Source organism: Streptococcus zalophi (assembly GCF_016481285.1).
In the GTDB taxonomy this organism is placed as follows: domain Bacteria; phylum Bacillota; class Bacilli; order Lactobacillales; family Streptococcaceae; genus Streptococcus; species Streptococcus zalophi.
Genome location: NZ_JAENBP010000002.1, coordinates 70,093 through 92,383 on the forward strand (window position 1 = coordinate 70,093; position 22,291 = coordinate 92,383).

The following is a 22,291-nucleotide window of genomic DNA, read 5'->3' on the forward strand; positions in this document are numbered from 1 at the left end:
AAATGAATGGGGAGAATATTTTGTCAGATAAAATAAGAGTATTACTTTACTATAAATACACACCAATTGAGAACGCACAAGAATATGTAAAAGAACATTTAGCTTTTTGTAAGAGCATTGGTTTAAAGGGTCGCATCATTATTTCTGATGAGGGTATCAATGGTACTGTTTCAGGTGATTATGAAACCACTCAAAAATATATGGACTATGTTCATAGTGATGAACGTTTTGCTGATTTGTGGTTTAAGTATGATGAAGAAAGAACAGATGCCTTTAAAAAGATGTTTGTTCGTTACAAACGTGAAATTGTCCATCTAGGACTAGAAGATGATGTTAATCCTTTGAAATTGACTGGGAAATATCTTTCACCAAAAGAATTTAAAGAAGCCATTCTTGATGAGGACACAGTCGTTATCGATGCTCGTAATGATTATGAGTATGACCTGGGTCATTTTCGTGGTTCTGTTAGACCAGAAATCAGAAACTTTAGAGAATTACCAAAATGGATTAGAGACAATAAAGAAAAATTCATGGATAAAAAAATTGTCACTTACTGTACTGGTGGTGTTCGTTGTGAAAAATTCTCTGGCTGGCTATTACGTGAAGGTTTTGAAGAAGTTGGTCAATTACATGGTGGTATTACTACTTACGGTAAAGACCCAGAAGTTAAAGGTGAGCTTTGGGATGGACAGATGTATGTTTTTGATGAACGCATTGCTGTTCCAATCAATCAAGTAGATCCTAAAATTGTTGGTGTTGACTGGTTTGACGGGACACCTTGTGAACGCTATGTTAATTGTGGTAACCCATTTTGTAACCGTCAGATATTAACGTCTAAAGAAAATGAAGACAAATACTTACGTGGTTGCTCTAAAGAGTGCCGTCGTCATGAAAAAAATCGCTACATTACTGAAAATGGTTTAACTAGACAAGAGTGGGAAGAAGCACTTAACAAGATTGGTGAATCGTTAGAAGTAACAGCTTAAAGGATGATACAAAAATTATAAAAAAACAGGATTCCAGAGAATCCTGTTTTTATGTTCAAGTGTCTTACTTAACGTGAGACGCGTCTGCGAGCTGCTTTTTTACGATTTTCTTCAATGAAGGCAGCTTTTTTTTCTTCCGGTTCAATAATGGTTTTTTTAACTGCAAATACAGCACCAGCAACGGTTGCTAAAGTACCAACAACACCGGTTGCTAAGCCTTTCAAGAAACTATAATTTTTAGACATAGGGATTCTCCTTTTTCTTATGTTATAATATATACTAACGAAAAAAGCCTAAAAATTCAAGGAAAAGGTATGAAAACAAAAATTATTGTTATCCTCGGTCCAACAGCGATTGGAAAAACAGCTCTAGGGATTCAAATTGCTAAAAAATACAATGGTGAAATCATTAGTGGTGATAGCCAACAAGTCTATCGTCATCTTAATATCGGTACAGCAAAAGTTACTAAAAAAGAACAAGAAGAGGCTCCTCATTATCTGATTGACATGGTTGATGTCACAGATAATTATTCTGTTTTTGATTTTGTTTCTGAGGCTAAAAAAGCCATTGATATTATTGTCGAAAAAGGAAAAGTTCCAATCATTGTAGGTGGAACTGGTCTTTATCTTCAAAGTTTATTAGAGGGCTATCATCTTGGTGGATATATGAATCAAAAAGAAGTTAATGACTATCGTAAGTACTTAGAAGACTTGAGAGATGAGCTTCTCTTTTCATTAGTTGAAAAGGAAAAATTGCAGATTCGTGAATTAAATCGCAGAAGAGCGATTAGAAGCCTAGAAATTGCTAAATTTGGTAAAAATCTAGAAAATCAACCACCACAATATGATAGCTTGATTATTGGTTTAAATGATGATAGAGAAAAACTATATGAACGTATCAATCATCGTGTTGATAAGATGATGTCAGAAGGAATACTAGAAGAAGCAAAATGGCTTTATGATAACTATCCAAATAGCCAAGCTACAAAAGGAATTGGCTACAAGGAATTTTTCCCTTATTTTGAAGGGAAGGTATCACTAGAAGAAGCCATCAATCAATTAAAACAAAACACTCGACGATTTGCAAAAAGACAGTTAACCTGGTTTAAAAATAGAATGGGTGTTACCTTCTTTCAAGTGAATGAAGATAATGTTTTTGATATTATTGATCAAAACGTTAAAATATTTTTAAGTCAAAAAGAGGCCGAATAAAGCCTCTTTTTAGTTAGATTTTAACAGTGATTTTATGGTATAATAAAAAGATGATTAAAGAGAGGAGACAACTAATGTTTGAAACCAAAAAAGAGCAAGAACGGGTTATTTTATTAAGTGTATCCTTGCCAAGTGATACTAATATTTTAATGTCAATGCTTGAGTTAGAACAATTAGCTCAGACTGCGGGTGCTTTGGTTATTGATAGTCTTCTACAAAACAGAGAAAGATATGACAGTACCACTTTTATCGGAAAAGGTAAACTAGAAGAGATTAAACAACTCATTGATGCGCAGGAAATTGATACTGTCATTGTTAATAATCGTTTAACACCTAGACAAAATATTAATCTTGAAACAAAACTTGGTGTTAAAGTTATCGATCGCATGCAGTTAATTCTTGACATTTTTGCGATGAGAGCAAGAAGCCATGAAGGAAAACTACAAGTACAATTGGCTCAATTAAAGTATCTTTTACCTAGATTAGTTGGACAAGGCATTATGCTAAGCCGTCAAGCTGGTGGTATTGGAAGTCGAGGACCAGGAGAAAGTCAACTCGAATTGAATAGACGTTCCATCAGAAATCAAATTAATGATATTGAAAGAAAATTAAAAATTGTTGCTAAAAATAGAGAAACGATTAGAGAAAAAAGGGTAGCATCATCTTCATTTAATATTGGTTTGATTGGCTACACCAATGCTGGTAAGTCAACCATAATGAATCTTTTGACTGACAACAGTCATTATGAAGCTAATGAACTATTTGCAACTCTTGATGCTTCAACAAAACAAATTTATCTGAAAGACAGATTTCAAGCAACACTAACAGATACTGTAGGTTTCATTCAAGATTTACCAACAGAGCTGGTTGCCGCTTTCAAATCAACCCTTGAAGAAAGTCGTCAAGTAGATTTATTACTCCACGTGATTGATGCTAGCGACCCCAATCATCTTGAACAAGAAAAGATTGTCCTAGATTTATTAAAAGAGCTTGATATGGCTAAAATACCTCGCTTAGCTGTTTACAACAAAATGGATTTGGTAGAAAATTTTGTACCAAATCTTCATCCAAGAGTGATGATTTCTGCCAAATCACCAAACGCTTCAACTACAATTCGTTCGGTTATTATTGATGACATTAAAAAGCAATTTCAATCTTTTGATATGACCATTAAACCAGAAAACAGTTACCAATTATTTGAGTTGAGTCAACTAGCTCTTTTAGAAGAAAAAGAGTTAGAAGATGGTACAAAAGTTGTTAAAGGCTATATTTCTCCAAAAAACAAATGGAAACTAGAGGAATTCTATCATGGATTATCTTAAATTAGCAATGACTTACGGTGGTTTTACCAGTCTTGATCAACATTACTTGACCCATCTTTTTAACACGATGGATGAAAAAGAAGTCATGCGTTTTATTACGCCACCGCCGAGTGTTATTAATGCTTACTTTGCTGAGATTTATCAAAAACAATCCCCTAAAGCAGCGACCGATTATTATTTTCAACTGAGTTTAGCGCTTCAATTATTTGATGATAAGCCAAGCTTTGTCGAAAAAAATCCCTTTATTAGATTGAACTTAAAAGGCAAGGCTTATGGGTTTGCTTATGAAAATGACCAAGAAATAGCCCAAGTTTTTAGCGAAAAACCTGCTGAAATTACTGAGAAATTATTATTACAAATAGCACAACTTTTTCCTCACTATAAAGTATTTGTAGAAAATAATCAGATTAAAATGATGGCAAAAGAGTTTGATGAAACAGATCCTGAAATCATCTGTCAAACAAGGTTTTTAGTGACAGATATTAAACAACTTAAAAACAATATCATCCAAATTTCAAGTTTTAATGAAGATGAATTATTAGAAGCAGCAAATGATTATTTAGGAAAAAAATATTATCAATTTAAGCAAAGACAAGTGATTATTTATGTTGAACAAGAATAGTTAGAGATTAGAAAGTATAGAAAACATATGGAAATTCAATTTTTAGGCACTAGTGCCGGACAACCTTCAAAATCAAGAAATGTATCAAGTCTCGTTTTAAAATTGCTTGATGAAATTAATGAGATTTGGATGTTTGATTGTGGCGAAGGGACCCAAAGACAAATTTTAGAAACAACCATCAAACCTAGAAAAGTACGAAAAATATTTATTAGTCACCTACATGGTGACCATGTGCTTGGTCTTCCTGGTTTTTTATCAAGTCGATCCTTTCAGGCAAATGATGAACAAACTGATATTGATATTTTTGGTCCTGTTGGGATTAGAAGTTATGTCTTATCTAGTTTACGCGTGACTGGTTCACGCCTACCCTACCGAATTCACTTTCACGAATTAGAAGAAAAGCAACTAGGAAAGATTTTTGAATCCGATAAATTTATCGTTTTTGCTGAAAAGCTCGATCACAGCATTCTTAGTATTGGCTATCGAGTCATGCAAAAAGATTTAGAAGGCACATTAGATGCTGAAGGTTTAAAAAAAGCAGGGGTTCCGTTTGGTCCCTTGTTTGGTCAATTAAAAAATGGTCAAGATGTTACCTTATCAGATGGTCGAATAATTCATGCGAAAGACTATTTATCTGCCCCTAAAAAAGGAAAAATTATCACTATTTTAGGAGATACAAGAAAAACAGACGCTAGTGTTCGTTTAGCCGTGGGGGCTGATGTTCTTGTTCATGAGTCAACCTATGGTAAAGGTGATGAAAAAATTGCAAAAAATCATGCTCATTCTACTAATATGCAAGCCGCACAGGTTGCAAAAGAAGCAGGAGCAAAACAATTATTATTGAATCACGTGAGTGCACGATTCTTATCAAAAGATATTCGCCAATTAGAAAAAGATGCCAAAACGATTTTTGAAAACACACATGTGGTGAAAGATTTAGAAGAGATTATTATCAAATGAATACAACAAAAAGAGTGATTGTTATCACAGGTGCCAGTGGTGGTTTGGCACAATCAATCGTTAAACAACTACCAACTAACGACCAGTTGATTTTGCTAAGTCGCCAAAAAGAGAAATTACAAACCATTTATGGGTCATCAGAAAATTACTTTTTTAAGTCACTTGATATACGTGACGACAAGGCAATTAGTGATATGGTGGATGACATATACGACCAGTTTGGTCGAATTGATATCATGATAAATAATGCTGGTTTTGGTGAATTTAAGGATTTTACCGATTTTACTGCTGATGAAATGCGTGAAATGTTTGATGTCAATACTTTTGCCACCATTCAATTTTCAAAATTAGTTGGACAAAAAATGGCTCAAAAAAAGCAAGGACATATTATTAATATCGCAAGTATGGCAGGGCTTATTGCCTCAAACAAGTCAAGTATTTATTCTGCAACAAAGTTTGCTGTGATTGGTTTTTCAAATGCCCTTCGTCTAGAACTCGCTAAAGACAATGTTTATGTTACAACGGTTAATCCTGGTCCAATTGAAACCAATTTCTTTGATAGAGCAGATCCTTCAGGAAGTTATTTAAAAACGGTAGAAAAATTTACCTTAAAGCCTGATGTTGTTGCTCAAAAAATCATTAAGAACATGGGAAAAAATAAACGTGACATCAATCTCCCTCTACTTTTAAATATAGCCCATAAATGCTATGTTTTATTCCCGAAACTATCTGATATGTTAGCAAGGAAGGTTTTTAATTTTAAATGATTGCACCAAAATATAATTGGCTATTACCCAAAAAAGAGCTTAATTTTGATAATAGTGACCTTCTAAAAAAAGAAGGCATTGATGAGATTACTAGTCAAATTCTTTATCGTAGAGGGATTCAAACGAAAGAGCAGCTTGATGATTTTCTATCAACTGATATATCACAATTGCACGATCCCTTTTTATTAAATGATATGAAAAAAGCAGTCGATAGGATTCGACAGGCTGTTGAAATGAATGAAAAAATTCTTGTTTACGGGGATTATGATGCTGATGGTATGACCGCAGCTTCTATTTTAAAAGAAACCTTTGAAGCATTGGGAGCAGAGAGTATTATCTATTTGCCAAACCGTTTTGTCGACGGATATGGACCAAATAAAAGTGTTTATCAATATTATATTGAACAAGAAAAGGTTAATCTCATTGTTACGGTTGATAATGGTGTTTCAGGCCACGAGGCAATTACCTATGCTAATGAAATGGGTGTTGATGTCATCGTTACCGATCACCATAGTATGCCACCTGAATTACCAGATGCCTATGCTATTATTCACCCAGAACATCAAGGTGCAGATTATCCCTTTAAATATCTAGCAGGTTGTGGGGTGGCTTTTAAACTAGCCTGTGCTCTTTTAGAAACAATTCCTGCTGAATTACTTGATTTAGTGGCGATTGGTACTATTGCTGATATGGTTAGTTTAACGGGCGAAAATAGAACACTTGTTAAAATGGGATTAAAAGTCTTAAAAGATACCGAGCGTTTAGGCCTATTAGATTTATTAAACCTAGCAAATGTCGAAAAAGAGAGTATCAACGAAGAAACAATTGGTTTTATCTTAGCACCACAACTTAATGCCCTTGGAAGATTAGATGACCCAAATCCAGCTATTGAATTACTAACTGGCTTTGATGAAGAAGAAACTCAGCAAATCGCTTTAATGATTCAAGCTAAAAATGAAGAAAGAAAAACCTTGGTTCAATCTATCTATGATGAAGCAATGCTCATGGTTGATAACTCTCAACCTATTCAAATTTTGGCTAAAAAAGGATGGCATCCAGGTGTTTTAGGTATTGTTGCTGGTCGTATCTTGGAACAAATTTGTCAGCCTGTTATTGTCTTAACCATTGATGGTGATTATGCAAAAGGTAGTGGTAGAAGTCCAGATAGTTTTAACTTGTTTGAAGCTCTCAATAAAAATCGTCAATTATTTGTTGCTTTTGGAGGACACAGTGGAGCTGCTGGTATGACCATTGAAACAAGTCAAATAGCTACCCTTTCAAAAGCAGTTCGTGATGATATGATTGCCAATCATATTGAAGGCCCTCAAAAAAACAATCTTTCTATTGATGGCTTTCTTAGTCTATCTGATATTGATTTTTCACTTTTAAAAAGCTTTGATAAACTGGCTCCTTTTGGGATGGATAATAAGAAACCCTGTTTCATACTAAAGGATTTTGCTGTTAAAACAGCAAGAACAATGGGTGCAGCTAATAGTCATCTTAAATTAAGAGTCACTCAAGATGGTGTTGAATGTGATGTTGTTGCCTTTCATTTAGGACATTTAGCTCAAGAATTTCAACAGTTACAAAACATTGAGATGGTAACCACTTTATCTGTTAATAAATGGAATGGCAATACCTCTATTCAACTCATGTTGGTTGATGCTAGAGTAAATGGTGTCCAACTGATTGATATCAGAGCAAAAAATGCCTATTTCCCTGAAAATATTCCGACGATTGATGAAGACAAAAAAAGTTCTGTTGTCCTTATTGCTGATATTCCAGAAAATGAAGCAAGATTAAAAACTCTTTTTACTAACAGAGAATTTGAAGCAATATATTTCAAAAATACGATTAAACATCCTTACTATCTATCAGGATTTGGAACAAGAGAGCAGTTTACCCACCTTTATAAAACGATTTTCCAATTTGAAAGTTTTGACATTCGTCACAAATTAAATCAGCTTTCTGACTATTTAACGATTCCAAAATTACTGCTCATTAAGATGATACAAATTTTTGAAGAACTTGGCTTTGTCACTATCGATGATGGCGTAATGACTGTCAATAAAACGGCTCAAAAGAGGGATATTTCTGAAAGTCACATTTATCAAGATTTGAAAAAAACAGTGGCATTTCAATCATTGATGGCACTAGGAACTCCGGAAGAAATCTATCAGTATTTGAAAGGAGATTAAGATGAGATTATGGCATGAATCCTTGATTGAAAAATTACCGAGACAACAACTTTTGGGACAGCATAGAGAATGTGCAGCCTTACGTGGTTCTGGCTGGGGTAAAAAACATGCAACGGTCAATTATGTTTTTAGTCACAGTCCTTACAAATTGTTTCAATACCATCAACTTATCATGAATGAAATGATTAAGAGAGGTTATAAACCTGACAAACTATGGCTTAATCCCCTATACAGAGGTAAGAATACACAAGCTTACAAGAGTTTAGAAGAAGTGCTTCTTACACAACCAATTTATCCTGAGCATGATGACACTTATCTTCATGAATGCTTAACTAACTTAGCAAAGAAAGAAATCATTTTATAAAGTGATAAATTTACCATTTACTTATTTCATGATATAATACAATGTAAACTATTTTTTGGCAGATGCCCTAGAAAGATTAAAAATGAATTTAAAAGATTATATTGCAACGATTAAAGATTACCCTAAAGAAGGAATTGAATTTAGAGATATTAGTCCTCTAATGGCTGACGGAAATGCATATAGCTATGCTATACGTGATATCGTTCAGTATGCGACTGATAAAAAAATCGATATGATTGTTGGTCCAGAAGCACGTGGTTTTATTGTTGGCTGTCCAGTCGCTTTTGAACTTGGTATTGGTTTTGCACCAGTTCGTAAACCAGGTAAATTACCACGCGAAGTTGTTTCAGCAGATTATGAAAAAGAATATGGTATTGATACTCTTACCATGCATGCAGATGCGATTAAACCAGGGCAAAGAGTATTAATTGTTGATGATTTATTAGCCACTGGTGGAACAGTTAAAGCAACTATCGAGTTAATTGAAAAAATGGGTGGTATTGTTGCCGGTTGTGCCTTTTTAATCGAATTAGATGATTTAAAAGGAAGAGAAGCTATTGGCGATTATGATTACAAGGTTTTGATGCATTTTTAATCATCATAACAATATTATTTGCTAATAAGAGTAAAGGATTGAGATATCATGAGTTTTTCAAAAGCCTTTGATTCAGGGATTTTGGTTCTACCAAGTGATTTATTATTTCACTTTCATCACATTTTCGAAAATGTTGATGATTATTTGGTTTGGCAATTTTTCTATCTGCAAAACACATCAAAAATTGAAGAAATAGCTCCAAGTCATATCGCTAAAGCGATTGGTAAAACTGTTGCTGATGTTAATCGGTCTATTTCTAATTTGAAAAAAGCTGAATTATTAGAAATTAGAACCATCGAATTAGCAGGTGATAGCGAGATTATGTTTGATGCAACGCCAGCTTTAAAAAAATTAGATGATCTCTTTCAAACACAAGAAAGTTTTTCGAATAAACCTCAAGAACAAGAATCGGTTAACGTTATTAAACCTTTAGTAGAAAGCTTTGAACAAGAACTTGGTCGCTTGCTTAGTCCTTTTGAACTGGAAGATTTAACTAAATTAGTTAATGATGATAATACTGATCCAGAAATTATTCTTGCAGCCCTAAAGGAGGCTGTGTTTAATGGTAAAACCAACTGGAAATACATTCAAGCAATTCTTAGAAATTGGCGTAGAGAAGGTATAACAACTGTTCGTCAAGTGGAAGAAAGACGAAAAGCAAGAGAAGAAGCAGACCCTAAAAACGTTGCCATCTCAGATGATTTTAAGACAGCTTTAAATTTATGGAGTGATTGATGAGAATTGGTAAAGAACGCTTAAAAAAAGTTCTGGCTATTATTGGTGACCTTTTTCCAGATGCCCACGGTGAATTAACCTATAATACTCCTTTTCAGTTATTAGTTGCTGTTATTTTATCAGCTCAAACAACTGATAAAGCGGTTAATAAAGTGACACCAAATTTGTGGCAACGCTATCCTCAGATTGAAGATTTAGCTAGTGCTGAGGTTAGTGAGGTTGAAAGTTACATCAAACATATCGGCCTTTATAAAACAAAGGCAAAAAATATTATTAAAACAGCGCAATTAATTCTTGAGACATTTGATGGTCAACTACCAAAAACACACAAAGAATTAGAAAGTTTACCCGGTGTAGGTCGAAAAACAGCTAATGTCACCTTGGCAGAAATTTACAAAATACCGGCTATTGCTGTTGATACGCATGTTGCAAGAATAGCAAAAAGGTTAAATATTTCCTCACCAACGGCAGATGTTGTGGAAATTGAACAAGATTTAATGAAAAAAGTTCCTAAAAAAGATTGGATTGTAACTCATCATCGTTTAATCTTCTTTGGTCGCTATCATTGTCTGGCTAAAAATCCTAAATGTGACATTTGTCCTGTTCAAAGTTATTGCAAATATTATAAGGAAACTTATGGAAGAACTTAATCTATCACAACGTTTAAAAGAAGTCGCAAGCTTGGTACCTTTAGGTAGCAAGCTTCTTGATGTTGGAAGCGACCATGCTTATCTACCGATTTATCTTTTGCAACATAAAAAAATTAGTAGTGCAATAGCTGGTGAAGTCGTTCATGGTCCATATCAATCAGCTTTATCAAATGTTAAAGCACATCAACTCGACAAACAAATCACTGTCAGATTGGCTGATGGACTTGAAGCCTTAGAAGATAATGATTATGTCTCAGTTATCACCATTTGTGGAATGGGCGGGCGCTTGATTTCAACTATTTTAGAAAATGGAAAAGAAAAACTATCCACTATTTCACAGTTAATATTACAACCTAATAATCGTGAAGAGGAACTTAGAGATTGGTTAGTAGCAAATCAGTTTACGATTACAGCAGAGAAAATTCTTGAAGAAAATGATAAAATTTATGAAATTATTGTTGTAAAACCAGGCATATCAAACATCACACAAAAAGAAAAACAATTTGGCCCTTTTCTTTCTAAGGAAAAATCACCTGTTTTTATAAAAAAATGGCAAAAAGAGCAAAAAAAATTATTAACTGCTTTGAAACAAATTCCAGAAAATTATCAAAATGAAAGAGAACAATTGTCTAGAAAAATAGAAATGATTAAGGAGATTCTAAATGAAAGCTGAAGCTATTATTGATCGTTATGAAGCGTTTTGTCCTCAAGACTTATCACTTGAGGGAGATATTTCTGGTCTTCAAATTGGTTGTTTAGATAAGGACGTCTCTAAAGTGATGATAGCACTTGATGTCAGAGAAGCTACTGTTAAAGAGGCTATTTCTAAAAATATTGACCTGTTAATTGTAAAACATGCTCCGATTTTTAAACCCTTAGTCAATCTTGTCGCTAATCCAAAAAATAATATTTATCTTGACCTGGTAAAACATGATATTGCCGTGTACGTTAGTCATACTAATATCGATGTGGTTGATGGTGGACTAAATGATTGGTTTTGTGACTTATTAGACATCCATGAAACAAGCTATTTAAGTGAAAGCAAAGAAGGATTTGGCATCGGCCGTATTGGCACTATTTCGCCAATGCCTTTTGAGGACTTAGCTAAGAAAATTGCCAGTGTGTTTCATTTAGATAGTGTGCGTTTGATTAGCTATGGCAATGATAATCAAATGATATCTCGCCTTGCCATTTGCGGTGGCAGTGGTCAGAGCTTTTATCCTGAAGCTATTGCTAAGGGTGCTCAAGTTTATATTACTGGTGACATCTACTATCACACAGCCCAAGAAATGTTAACAGATGGCCTTTTAGCAATTGATCCGGGACATCATATTGAAGTCTTATTTGTTAAAAAATTACATGAAAAATTTGAAGCTTGGAAGAAAGAAAACGATTGGGAAGTTGATTTTATTGAAAGTCAAGCTAATACTAATCCGTTTTATCATTTGTAGGAGTTCTAAGATGAAAATTGCCATTATTGGTGGTGGCATAGTTGGTTCAACTGCCGCCTATTATTTAGCCAAAGAAAAAGAAATCTCCGTTTTTTTGTTTGACGATGAAAAAGGTCAAGCAACAAAGGCTGCTGCAGGTATTATCAGTCCTTGGTTTTCTAAAAGACGTAATAAAGCTTGGTATAAAATGGCACGTCTAGGTGCTGATTTCTACCAGAAATTACTTCAAGATTTAGAAAATGATAGGATTAAAAATGACTTCTATGAACAATCGGGAGTCTTTTTATTTAAGAAAAAAGAAGAAAAACTTGGGGAACTTTTTGAGTTGGCTAACATTCGAAAACAAGAAGCGCCTTTAATTGGAGAAATAACCTTAAAATCTTTTGATGACTTAAAAGAGGATTACCCTTACTTATCAGGTTTCAAAAAAACCTTATTTGCTTCTGGTGGTGCTAGGGTTGATGGAGGAAAATTGGTAAAAACTCTTCAAAATACCCACAAAATTACAATTATCCATCAAAAGGTAAGTCTTGAGATAACAGAAAATCAGCAGTACATGATTAATGGTATCGTTTTTGACAAGGTTATTTTAGCTAGTGGGGCTTGGTTACCTTCTATTCTTGAACCACTTGGGTATCAGGTTGATGTTAGACCTCAAAAAGGACAACTAAGGGATTATTATTTTTCAAAAAATATTTTCAATCATTACCCTGTCTTAATGCCTGAAGGTGAAGCTGATATTATTCCATTTCCTGATGGAAAAGTGAGTGTAGGTGCTAGTCATGAAAATGATATGGGCTATGATTTATCAGAAGATAAAAGTATTCTTGATACAATCGAAAAAGAAGCTTTAACTTATTTTACTGCATTAAATCAAGCTGATAAAACTGAAATAAGAGTTGGAACAAGAGCTTATACCAGTGATTTTTCTCCTTTTTTTGGTCAAGTTCCTCAGCTCCCAAATGTTTTTGCAGCAAGTGGGCTTGGCTCATCAGGTTTAACAACGGGCCCATTAATTGCCTATCAACTTGTTCAATTAATTTTAGAAAAAACTTTAGATCTGGAGCCGATTGATTATCCAATTGAAAAGTACATTCAAAAACAGAAAGAATAATGACAATAATACTAAATAATGGTAGAATATAGAATGAATAAACGACAAAGGAGTCTATTATGAAAGGTATTATCTTAGCAGGTGGGTCAGGAACACGTTTGTATCCACTAACAAGAGCTGCTTCAAAGCAACTCATGCCAATCTATGACAAACCAATGATTTACTATCCACTATCTACTTTGATGTTAGCTGGAATAAAGGAAATTCTCATTATTTCAACACCAGTAGACCTTCCAAGATTTGAAGAATTATTAGGAGATGGCTCTGAGTTTGGTATCTCATTATCTTATGCTGTTCAGCCTAGTCCAGATGGACTTGCACAAGCCTTTATTATTGGTGAAGAGTTTATTGGTGATGATAATGTTGCCCTTATTTTGGGTGATAATATTTATCATGGAGCTGGTTTAACAAAAATGCTGCAAAGAGCTGCAACAAAAGAGACTGGCGCAACTGTTTTTGGTTATCACGTCAAAGATCCAGAAAGATTTGGTGTTGTTGAATTTGATGACAATATGAATGCCATTTCTATCGAAGAAAAACCAGAGAAACCAAGATCAAATTATGCTGTAACAGGTCTATACTTTTATGATAACGATGTTGTTGAGATTGCTAAAGGGATTAAACCGTCTGAAAGAGGCGAGCTAGAAATCACTGATGTTAATAAAGCTTACTTAGAGCGTGGTGATTTATCTGTTGAACTGATGGGACGTGGTTTTGCTTGGCTTGACACTGGAACACATGAAAGTCTTCTAGAAGCCGCACAATATATTGAAACCGTTCAACGTCTTCAAAATGTTCAAGTGGCTAATCTAGAAGAAATTGCTTATCGTATGGGTTATATTACAAAAGATCAAGTCCGTGAACTTGCTCAACCTCTTAAGAAAAATGAGTATGGCCAATACTTATTACGTTTGATTGGAGAAGCTTAATGTCAGAAAATTTTTTTGGTAAAACGTTATCTGCTCGTAAAATTGAGAGTATTCCAGGTCTTATTGAGTTTGATATTCCTGTACACGGGGATAACAGAGGCTGGTTTAAAGAGAATTTTCAAAAGGAAAAAATGCTACCTTTAGGCTTTCCTGAAAGTTTTTTCCAAGATGGAAAATTACAAAATAATGTTTCTTTTTCAAGAAAACATGTTCTTCGTGGTTTACATGCTGAACCATGGGATAAATACATTTCAGTAGCAGATGATGGTAAAGTTTTAGGCACTTGGGTTGATCTAAGAGAAGGTGATACGTTTGGTCATGTTTATCAGACAGTTATAGACGCTTCAAAAGGGATCTTTGTTCCACGAGGTGTTGCTAATGGTTTTCAAGTTCTATCTGATACTGTTTCATACAGTTATTTAGTCAATGATTACTGGGCACTTGAATTAAAACCAAAATATGCTTTTGTCAACTACGCTGACCCAAGCCTTGCTATTTCTTGGGAAAATTTAGAAGAAGCAGAAGTGTCAGAAGCTGACAAAAATCATCCAATGCTTAAAGATGTTAAACCTTTGAAAAAAGAAGATTTACTTTAGTACGAAAAAAACCAAGGAGAATTTAAAAACATGTCAGATTTTAAAAATATCATTGTGACAGGTGGCGCAGGATTTATTGGCTCAAACTTTGTTCACTATGTTTATAACAATCATCCAGAGGTTCACATTACCGTTTTAGATAAATTAACTTATGCTGGAAATGAAAACAACATTAAATCAATTCTTGGAGACCGAGTTGAATTAGTTGTAGGAGATATTTCAGATGCCCAATTAGTTGATAAGTTAGCTAGTAAAGCTGATGCTATTGTTCACTATGCAGCTGAAAGCCACAATGACAATTCACTTAATGACCCAAGTCCATTTGTTTATACAAACTTTATTGGTACTTACACTCTTCTTGAAGCAGCTCGTAAATATGATATCCGTTTTCATCATGTGTCAACAGATGAAGTTTATGGGGATTTGCCTCTTCGCGAAGACTTACCAGGTCATGGCGAAGGACCAGGTGAAAAATTCACTGCTGAAACCAACTACAATCCAAGTTCACCTTATTCATCAACCAAAGCAGCATCAGATTTGATTGTTAAAGCTTGGGTTCGCTCTTTTGGCGTTAAAGCAACTATTTCAAACTGCTCAAATAACTATGGGCCATACCAACATATTGAGAAATTTATTCCCCGTCAAATCACTAATATTTTAAGTGGCATTAAACCTAAACTATATGGCGAAGGAAAAAATGTTCGTGATTGGATTCATACTAACGACCACTCAACTGGTGTTTGGGCTATTTTAACCAAAGGTCGTATTGGCGAAACTTACTTGATTGGTGCAGATGGTGAAAAAAATAATAAGGAAGTCTTGGAATTAATTCTTGAAAAGATGGGACAACCTAAAGATGCTTATGAGCATGTCACTGACCGTGCAGGACACGACTTACGTTATGCCATTGATTCAACAAAATTACGTGAGGAACTTGGATGGACACCAGAATTTACCAATTTTAGTCAAGGGTTAGAAGATACTATTAAGTGGTATACTGATAATGAAGACTGGTGGAAAGCTGAAAAAGAAGCAGTTGAAGCGAAGTACGCTAAAACACAAAAAGTGATTAAATAACAAATAACTCATCAATCATTGATTGATGAGTTATTTTCTTTTAAAACTAGTATTTAAATTTTAAATTTTTGTTTTAAAACTTAGGTGTTTTTTTCTAATAAAAAATTAAAAATTATCATAAAAAAGCTTGACCAAGCTAGTGATTTCAAGTATAATGACTAAGAACGTGAAAATGTTACTTTGAAATTGAGGGGAGTGAAAAAAATGTCAAAAACAGTAGTGCGTAAGAATGAATCACTTGACGATGCTCTTCGTCGTTTCAAACGTTCTGTTACTAAAGCTGGTACTCTTCAAGAATCACGTAAGCGTGAATTCTATGAAAAACCTTCTGTCAAACGTAAACGTAAATCAGAAGCAGCTCGTAAACGTAAGAAATTCTAATAAATGATTAAGCTTTGCTTACATCAGTAAACAAGATTACTAAGTTACAAAATCCTTAGTAGTCTTTTTTTATCAAAAGACTGATTACGTAATCATATTTTTGTAAATAAGAAATAAAAGATTCAAGGATAGTAAAATGAATTATAATGAAGCTGTTTCATGGATACATGGTAGACTTAGATTTGGTATTAAACCAGGTATTAAGAGGATGAAATGGGTCTTAAATGAACTGGGAAATCCTCAAAATTCGGTAAAAGGTATTCATGTTGTTGGAACAAATGGTAAAGGGTCAACAGTTAACTATTTAAAAGATATTTTTAGTGATACTGGCTACAAAGTGGGGACCTTCGTCTCACCTGCCCTAGAAAACTTTAGAGAGAGAATTAGTATTAATGGTCAAATGATTCCAGAAGCTGATTTTCTACAACTTGTGACTATTGTTAAGCCAATCGTTGAGCGACTTCCTAAAGAAACCGATCTTGAAAATGCAACTGAATTTGAAGTTATCACTGTTTTAATGTTTCTTTATTTTGGAAAAATTAATCCTGTTGATATTGCAATCATTGAAGCAGGACTTGGAGGGTTACATGATTCAACTAATGTATTTAACCCTTTAGCAGTTATTGCCACTTCAATAGGCTTAGATCATCAAAAGATTTTAGGTGAAAGTTACCATGAAATTGCGCAACATAAGGTGGGAGTTTTAAAAGATAAGGTACCTTTTATTTTCGCCTCAGAATTACCAGAAGTTAAAACTGTTTTTTATCAAAAAGCCAAAGAAACAAATAGCCCTGTTTTCGAGTTAAACAAAGACTTTAAGGCTTTTGGTACCAGTGATGCTTTTGACTTTTCTTGGAAAAATCATTCCCTAACCAATATTTCGTTAGCAATGAATGGTCAACATCAGGTTAACAATGCTAGTTTAGCTATTATGACTTCTTTATTATTAAAAGACTATTATCCTAATGTCACTGAAAAAAGCATTAAAAAAAGTTTATCAAACAGTAAATGGGCTGGTAGAACAGAATTAATAAAAAACAATATCTTGATTGATGGCGCTCATAACAATGAAAGTGTATCAGCCTTAGTGTCTGTTCTTAAAGAACATTATAAAGATAGAAGAATTCACATCTTGTTTGCTGCAATTGATACGAAACCTGTTGACGGTATGCTTAAACAACTATCTGTTTTTGAAGACATTACTGTGACTAGTTTTAAATTTTACAACGCTCTTACTCTTGATGCTTATCCTTCTGGTTATCAAAGAGTGATAGACTATCAAACTTGGTTGCAACAAATAAAAACAGCTAAAGCAAATGATTTGTTTGTTATTACCGGTTCACTCTATTTTATCTCGCAAGTTAGGCATTTTTTAATGACTGGAAATGATAATTTAGAGATTTGAAGATTTAAACTCTTTACGACATCTATCGTCAAAGAGACTAAAGTTTGATATAATGAGGTTAGTAATACTTGCTAACAAAAAAATGAAAAAGAGATCATTATGAAAGAAAAAATACAAGAGGCTTTAACAGGTATTGATATTCGCTTTGACGAAGCCTTAAAAAAATATACCTATACCAAAGTTGGTGGTGCAGCTGATTACTTAGCTTTTCCAAGAAACCAACTAGAGCTTGAAAAAATAGTCCGTTTTGCAAATAAACACAAGATTCCTTACAAGGTGTTGGGTAATGCCAGTAATATCATTGTTCGAGATGGTGGTATTCGTGGATTTGTTATCATGTTTGACCGTTTAAATCTTGTGACGGTTAATGGTTATGTGATTGAGGCTGAAGCCGGTGCAAACCTTATTGAAACAACTAAAATTGCTAAATTTCATAGTTTAACAGGTTTTGAATTTGCGTGTGGTATCCCAGGTAGCGTTGGTGGTGCCGTCTTTATGAATGCCGGAGCCTATGGAGGTGAAATTGCTCATATTCTATTATCTGTTAAGGTATTATCAAAAGAAGGTGTGAAAAAAACTATTCAGGCTTCTGAGTTAAACTTTGGTTATCGTTCTTCAGTGATTCAAGAAAATGGGTTTATCGTTGTTTCTGCTAAGTTTGCTTTGGCTCCAGGTGATTTCAACCAAATCGACAATGAAATGAAACGTCTCACTCATCTTCGTCAATTAAAACAACCTTTGGAATATCCATCGTGTGGTTCTGTTTTCAAACGACCACCAGGTTATTATGCTGGTCAATTAATCATGGAAGCAGGACTTAAAGGACATCGTATTGGTGGTGTTGAAGTTAGTAAAAAACATGCCGGCTTTATGGTTAACGTTTTAGATGGTACAGCAAAAGATTACGAAGATTTAATTCACTATGTTATTAACCGCGTAAAAGAAAATTCAGGTGTCACGCTAGAACCCGAAGTTCGAATTATCGGGGAAAAAGAAACGATTATGGAGGATTTATGACCGTTGACTCATTCAATTATAGAATTCAAAAATGTTAGTAAAACATTCGAGGACAGCCAAACTCAAGTTTTAAAAAATATCAATTTTGAACTTGAAGAAGGAAAATTTTATACTCTTCTTGGTGCATCAGGTAGTGGTAAATCAACTATTTTAAATATTATTGCAGGTTTACTTGATGCCACTAGTGGTGATGTTTATCTAGATGGTGAACGTATCAATGATGTACCAACTAATAAAAGAGATGTTCATACTGTTTTTCAAAACTATGCTTTATTCCCTCATATGTCAGTTTTTGATAATGTGGCCTTTCCTTTAAAAGTTAAAAAAGTAGAAAAAGACGAGATTAAAAAACGTGTTCTTGAGGCTTTAAAGATGGTTCGTTTGGAAGGATTTGAAAATCGTTCTATTAAAAAACTATCCGGTGGTCAAAGACAACGTGTTGCTATCGCAAGAGCTATCATCAATGAACCCAAAGTGGTTTTATTAGATGAGCCTTTATCAGCCCTTGATTTAAAACTTCGTACTGAAATGCAGTATGAATTACGAGAATTACAACAACGTCTTGGAATCACTTTTGTTTTTGTCACACATGATCAAGAAGAAGCACTTGCGATGAGTGATTGGATATTTGTTATGAATGATGGTGAAATTATCCAATCAGGAACACCAGTTGACATTTATGATGAACCGATTAATCATTTTGTTGCAACCTTTATTGGTGAGTCTAATATTATTCCTGGTATTATGGTTGAAGACTATTTGGTTGAATTTAACGGTAAACGTTTTGAAGCTGTTGATGGTGGTATGAGACCAAATGAACCAGTTGAAGTTGTTATTCGTCCAGAAGATTTACAAATCACGCTTCCAGAAGATGGTAAACTACAAGTTAAGGTAGACACACAACTCTTTCGCGGTGTTCACTATGAAATTATCGCCTATGATGAATTAGACAATGAGTGGATGATTCACTCTACGAGAAAAGCGATTGAAGGTGAAATTATCGGCTTAGACTTTACACCTGAAGATATTCATATCATGCGTCTCAATGAAACAGAAGAAGAATTTGATGCACGTATTGAAGAATATGTTGAAGCAGAAGATGATGAAGAAGGCCTTATCAAGGCTATTGCAGGAGGAAAAAATGAAGAAAACCTCTAGTTTTTTCTCTGTTCCATACTTTCTTTGGATAGTTCTGTTTGTTATTGCTCCAGTTATACTTATTGTTTACCAATCATTTTTTAACACAGAAGGGCAGTTCACTTTAGCAAACTATCAAACATTCTTCTCTAATGCTACTTATCTCAAAATGAGCCTTAATTCATTGTTTTATGCAGGTGTGATTACGCTAATAACTTTTTTAATCAGCTATCCAACTGCCTATGTTTTAACAAAACTAAAACATAAGCAATTGTGGTTGATGCTCATTGTTTTACCAACTTGGATCAATTTATTATTAAAAGCCTATGCCTTTATGGGCATTTTTGGTCAACATGGTGGTATCAATAGTTTTTTAAGTTTCATTGGTATTGGACCACAACAAATTTTATTTACAGATTTTTCATTTATTTTTGTGGCAAGTTATATCGAATTACCATTCATGATTCTACCAATTTTCAATGCCCTTGATGATATTGATCCAAACCTTGTTAATGCAAGTAAAGATTTAGGAGCAAGTAGTGTACAATCTTTCAGGCAAGTCGTTTTCCCACTTTCTATGAGTGGTGTAAGAAGTGGTATTCAAGCCGTTTTTATTCCAAGTCTTAGCTTATTCATGCTAACACGCCTTATTGGTGGAAATCGTGTCATCACTCTTGGTACCGCTATCGAGCAACATTTCTTAACAACTGATAACTGGGGAATGGGTTCAACTATAGGTGTGATACTTATCTTAGCTATGTTAGCAACAATGTGGGTGACAAAGGAGAGACAAAAATGAAAAAATTTGCAAATCTTTATTTATCCTTTGTCTTTTTAATTCTTTATCTTCCAATAGTTTATTTGATTATCTACTCATTTAATAATGGTGGTGATATGAATGGCTTTAAAGGATTTACACTTGAGCATTATGTTACTATGTTTTCAGATGAGCGTTTAATGATAATCCTTGCCGATACTTTCTTTTTAGCGTTTTTAAGTGCACTGATTGCTACTATCATAGGAACATTTGGTGCTATTATGATATATCAAAAACGTTTAAAACATCAAAATACTTTCTTATCACTAAACAATGTTTTAATGGTTGCACCTGATGTTATGATTGGTGCAAGTTTCTTGATTTTATTCACCTATCTAGGATTTAGTCTTAGTATGACATCGGTTCTTTTAAGTCACGTTGCTTTTTCAATTCCGATTGTTGTTTTAATGATTTTACCTAGACTCAAAGAAATGAACCAAGACATGGTGAATGCAGCTTATGACCTTGGTGCAACACCATTTCAAATGATGAAGGAAGTCATGTTTCCTTATTTAACACCAGCTATTATTGCCGGCTACTTCATGGCTTTTACCTATTCTCTTGATGATTTTGCAGTTACTTTTTTTGTCACTGGTAATAATTTTTCAACCTTATCTGTTGAAATTTATTCAAGAGCTAGAAGGGGAATATCACTAGAGATTAACGCTCTTTCAACAATCGTCTTTTTGTTTAGTATCTTACTAGTGATTGGTTATTATATGATTTCACAAGATAAGGGGGAAGACCATGCGTAAACTTTATGTTTTTTTAACAGGTATCCTTGCCATTATTGGTATTCTCTTGGCTCTTTCTCTCATCATGAAACATGAATCTGGTGGTAGTCAAAATGATAACAAACTAGTGATTTATAACTGGGGTGATTATGTTGACCCAGATTTATTAGAAAAATTTACCGAAGAAACTGGTATTAAAGTTGAATATGAAACCTTTGATTCTAATGAAGCCATGTATACCAAAATTAAACAAGGTGGCACTTCTTATGATTTAGCAGTACCTAGTGATTACATGATTGACAAAATGATTAAAGAAGAGCTAATCATTCCACTAGACAAATCTAAAATAACAGGGTTTGAAAACATTGGTACTGAATTTTTAGACAAGAGTTTTGACCCTAAAAATAAATACTCTATTCCCTATTTCTGGGGTACAGTTGGTATTGTTTACAATGTTGATATGGTTGAAGATGAGCCTAGACACTGGGAAGATTTATGGCGTAAAGAATATCAAAATGATATCATGCTTGTTGATGGCGCCCGTGAAGTCATTGGTTTTGGTTTAAATACTTTTTCTTACAGTCTAAATACTAAAGATATGATGGAACTCAATCAAGTTGTTGAAAAACTGAATGATTTGACACCTAATATCAAAGCCATTGTTGGTGATGAGATGAAGGGCTATCTTATTCAAGAAGATGCTGCTATCGGTATAACCTTCTCAGGTGAAGCTAGCGAAATGCTTGATGCTAACGAAAATCTTCGTTATGTTGTTCCAAGTGAAGGATCTAATATTTGGTTTGATAATATTGTTATCCCATCATCAGTAGAACACGAAGATGCTGCTTATGCATTTATCAATTTCATGCTTGAACCTGAAAATGCAGCTCAAAATGCTGATTATATTGGCTATGCGACTCCAAATCAAAAAGCAAAAGACCTTCTCGATGAGGAAGTTAGAAATGATCAATCTTTCTACCCAAGTCCTGAAACAATTGCTCACTTAGAAGTCTATGATAATTTAGGTCAAAAATGGCTTGGTATTTATAATGATTTGTATCTGCAATTTAAAATGTATCGTAAATAAAATAGTCTGATTCAGACTATTTTTTATGTTATTTTTTAGCTGGCTTAGCTATAGTAAGCATAGAAAAAGCTTTAAAATTATGATAGAATAAGGGTTAAGTGAATCAAAGAGAATAAATAAAAGTTGTTAATAATTG

At 34.0% G+C, this 22,291-nt stretch carries 25 protein-coding genes; 24 read left to right on the plus strand and 1 reads right to left on the minus strand.

Annotated elements, in window-relative coordinates; all coding sequences use genetic code 11:
* The first annotated feature begins 20 nt into the window (after window positions 1-20).
* Complete coding sequence (trhO, locus tag JHK64_RS01885; RefSeq protein ID WP_199567311.1) at window positions 21-986, plus strand: oxygen-dependent tRNA uridine(34) hydroxylase TrhO; 966 nt, start codon at window positions 21-23, stop codon at window positions 984-986.
* A gap of 68 nt (window positions 987-1,054) precedes the next feature.
* Here the strand turns inward: trhO and JHK64_RS01890 are convergent, their stop codons facing one another.
* Window positions 1,055-1,231, minus strand: a complete 177-nt coding sequence (locus JHK64_RS01890; protein WP_199567312.1) for a DUF3042 family protein — start codon at window positions 1,229-1,231, stop codon at window positions 1,055-1,057.
* Between the two features lie 69 nt (window positions 1,232-1,300).
* Between JHK64_RS01890 and miaA the strand changes: the two genes are divergently transcribed.
* From miaA to JHK64_RS02005, 23 genes are all read left to right on the plus strand, one after another.
* The gene (gene miaA, locus JHK64_RS01895) at window positions 1,301-2,197 is read left to right on the plus strand and encodes a tRNA (adenosine(37)-N6)-dimethylallyltransferase MiaA (RefSeq protein WP_199567313.1); all 897 of its coding nucleotides are present in this window, start codon (window positions 1,301-1,303) and stop codon (window positions 2,195-2,197) included.
* A gap of 74 nt (window positions 2,198-2,271) precedes the next feature.
* Window positions 2,272-3,519: a GTPase HflX gene (gene hflX / locus JHK64_RS01900; protein WP_199567314.1), complete on the plus strand. Its 1,248-nt coding sequence runs from the start codon at window positions 2,272-2,274 to the stop codon at window positions 3,517-3,519.
* Window positions 3,506-4,141, plus strand: coding sequence for a cystathionine beta-lyase (locus JHK64_RS01905; RefSeq protein ID WP_199567315.1), 636 nt, complete (start codon window positions 3,506-3,508; stop codon window positions 4,139-4,141). Before hflX ends, JHK64_RS01905 begins: the two co-directional genes overlap by 14 nt.
* A gap of 27 nt (window positions 4,142-4,168) precedes the next feature.
* Window positions 4,169-5,101 (plus strand): ribonuclease Z, encoded by a 933-nt coding sequence (gene rnz, locus JHK64_RS01910; RefSeq protein WP_199567316.1) that lies wholly within the window; start codon window positions 4,169-4,171, stop codon window positions 5,099-5,101.
* A complete protein-coding gene (locus JHK64_RS01915) occupies window positions 5,098-5,868 on the plus strand; it encodes an SDR family NAD(P)-dependent oxidoreductase (protein WP_199567317.1) in 771 nt (256 codons plus the stop codon). The genes rnz and JHK64_RS01915 overlap by 4 nt, the downstream gene beginning before the upstream one ends.
* Complete coding sequence (recJ, locus tag JHK64_RS01920; protein WP_199567318.1) at window positions 5,865-8,066, plus strand: single-stranded-DNA-specific exonuclease RecJ; 2,202 nt, start codon at window positions 5,865-5,867, stop codon at window positions 8,064-8,066. Before JHK64_RS01915 ends, recJ begins: the two co-directional genes overlap by 4 nt.
* 1 nt (window position 8,067) lies before the next feature.
* Window positions 8,068-8,430: a TIGR02328 family protein gene (locus JHK64_RS01925; protein WP_199567319.1), complete on the plus strand. Its 363-nt coding sequence runs from the start codon at window positions 8,068-8,070 to the stop codon at window positions 8,428-8,430.
* A gap of 82 nt (window positions 8,431-8,512) precedes the next feature.
* Entirely contained in the window at window positions 8,513-9,025 is a 513-nt protein-coding gene (locus JHK64_RS01930; protein WP_199567320.1) for an adenine phosphoribosyltransferase, read from the plus strand.
* Window positions 9,026-9,073: 48 nt separating this feature from the next.
* Complete coding sequence (locus tag JHK64_RS01935) at window positions 9,074-9,760, plus strand: DnaD domain-containing protein (protein ID WP_199567321.1); 687 nt, start codon at window positions 9,074-9,076, stop codon at window positions 9,758-9,760.
* On the plus strand, window positions 9,760-10,410 hold the full coding sequence (gene nth, locus JHK64_RS01940) for an endonuclease III (protein ID WP_199567322.1): 651 nt from the start codon (window positions 9,760-9,762) through the stop codon (window positions 10,408-10,410). The genes JHK64_RS01935 and nth overlap by 1 nt, the downstream gene beginning before the upstream one ends.
* Window positions 10,397-11,083, plus strand: coding sequence for a tRNA (adenine(22)-N(1))-methyltransferase (locus JHK64_RS01945; RefSeq protein WP_199567323.1), 687 nt, complete (start codon window positions 10,397-10,399; stop codon window positions 11,081-11,083). The genes nth and JHK64_RS01945 overlap by 14 nt, the downstream gene beginning before the upstream one ends.
* A complete protein-coding gene (locus JHK64_RS01950; RefSeq protein ID WP_199567324.1) occupies window positions 11,073-11,861 on the plus strand; it encodes a Nif3-like dinuclear metal center hexameric protein in 789 nt (262 codons plus the stop codon). Before JHK64_RS01945 ends, JHK64_RS01950 begins: the two co-directional genes overlap by 11 nt.
* Window positions 11,862-11,871: 10 nt before the next feature.
* Complete coding sequence (locus tag JHK64_RS01955; RefSeq protein WP_199567325.1) at window positions 11,872-12,975, plus strand: NAD(P)/FAD-dependent oxidoreductase; 1,104 nt, start codon at window positions 11,872-11,874, stop codon at window positions 12,973-12,975.
* Window positions 12,976-13,034: 59 nt separating this feature from the next.
* Complete coding sequence (rfbA, locus tag JHK64_RS01960; protein ID WP_199567326.1) at window positions 13,035-13,904, plus strand: glucose-1-phosphate thymidylyltransferase RfbA; 870 nt, start codon at window positions 13,035-13,037, stop codon at window positions 13,902-13,904.
* Window positions 13,904-14,500, plus strand: coding sequence for a dTDP-4-dehydrorhamnose 3,5-epimerase family protein (locus JHK64_RS01965; RefSeq protein ID WP_199567327.1), 597 nt, complete (start codon window positions 13,904-13,906; stop codon window positions 14,498-14,500). The genes rfbA and JHK64_RS01965 overlap by 1 nt, the downstream gene beginning before the upstream one ends.
* Window positions 14,501-14,530: 30 nt before the next feature.
* Window positions 14,531-15,577 carry a dTDP-glucose 4,6-dehydratase gene (gene rfbB / locus JHK64_RS01970; RefSeq protein WP_199567328.1) on the plus strand — a complete coding sequence of 349 codons (1,047 nt, stop codon included), beginning with the start codon at window positions 14,531-14,533 and terminating at the stop codon, window positions 15,575-15,577.
* 204 nt (window positions 15,578-15,781) lie between these two features.
* Window positions 15,782-15,958: a 30S ribosomal protein S21 gene (gene rpsU / locus JHK64_RS01975; RefSeq protein WP_000048058.1), complete on the plus strand. Its 177-nt coding sequence runs from the start codon at window positions 15,782-15,784 to the stop codon at window positions 15,956-15,958.
* Between the two features lie 136 nt (window positions 15,959-16,094).
* A complete protein-coding gene (locus JHK64_RS01980; protein WP_199567329.1) occupies window positions 16,095-17,363 on the plus strand; it encodes a bifunctional folylpolyglutamate synthase/dihydrofolate synthase in 1,269 nt (422 codons plus the stop codon).
* Window positions 17,364-17,462: 99 nt separating this feature from the next.
* A complete protein-coding gene (murB, locus tag JHK64_RS01985; RefSeq protein WP_199567330.1) occupies window positions 17,463-18,380 on the plus strand; it encodes a UDP-N-acetylmuramate dehydrogenase in 918 nt (305 codons plus the stop codon).
* A gap of 3 nt (window positions 18,381-18,383) precedes the next feature.
* Window positions 18,384-19,538 (plus strand): ABC transporter ATP-binding protein, encoded by a 1,155-nt coding sequence (locus JHK64_RS01990; protein WP_199567331.1) that lies wholly within the window; start codon window positions 18,384-18,386, stop codon window positions 19,536-19,538.
* Window positions 19,522-20,316 (plus strand): ABC transporter permease, encoded by a 795-nt coding sequence (locus JHK64_RS01995; protein ID WP_199567332.1) that lies wholly within the window; start codon window positions 19,522-19,524, stop codon window positions 20,314-20,316. The genes JHK64_RS01990 and JHK64_RS01995 overlap by 17 nt, the downstream gene beginning before the upstream one ends.
* Window positions 20,313-21,089 (plus strand): ABC transporter permease, encoded by a 777-nt coding sequence (locus tag JHK64_RS02000; protein ID WP_199567333.1) that lies wholly within the window; start codon window positions 20,313-20,315, stop codon window positions 21,087-21,089. Before JHK64_RS01995 ends, JHK64_RS02000 begins: the two co-directional genes overlap by 4 nt.
* Window positions 21,082-22,155: an ABC transporter substrate-binding protein gene (locus JHK64_RS02005; protein ID WP_199567334.1), complete on the plus strand. Its 1,074-nt coding sequence runs from the start codon at window positions 21,082-21,084 to the stop codon at window positions 22,153-22,155. The genes JHK64_RS02000 and JHK64_RS02005 overlap by 8 nt, the downstream gene beginning before the upstream one ends.
* The last annotated feature ends 136 nt before the right edge of the window (window positions 22,156-22,291 follow it).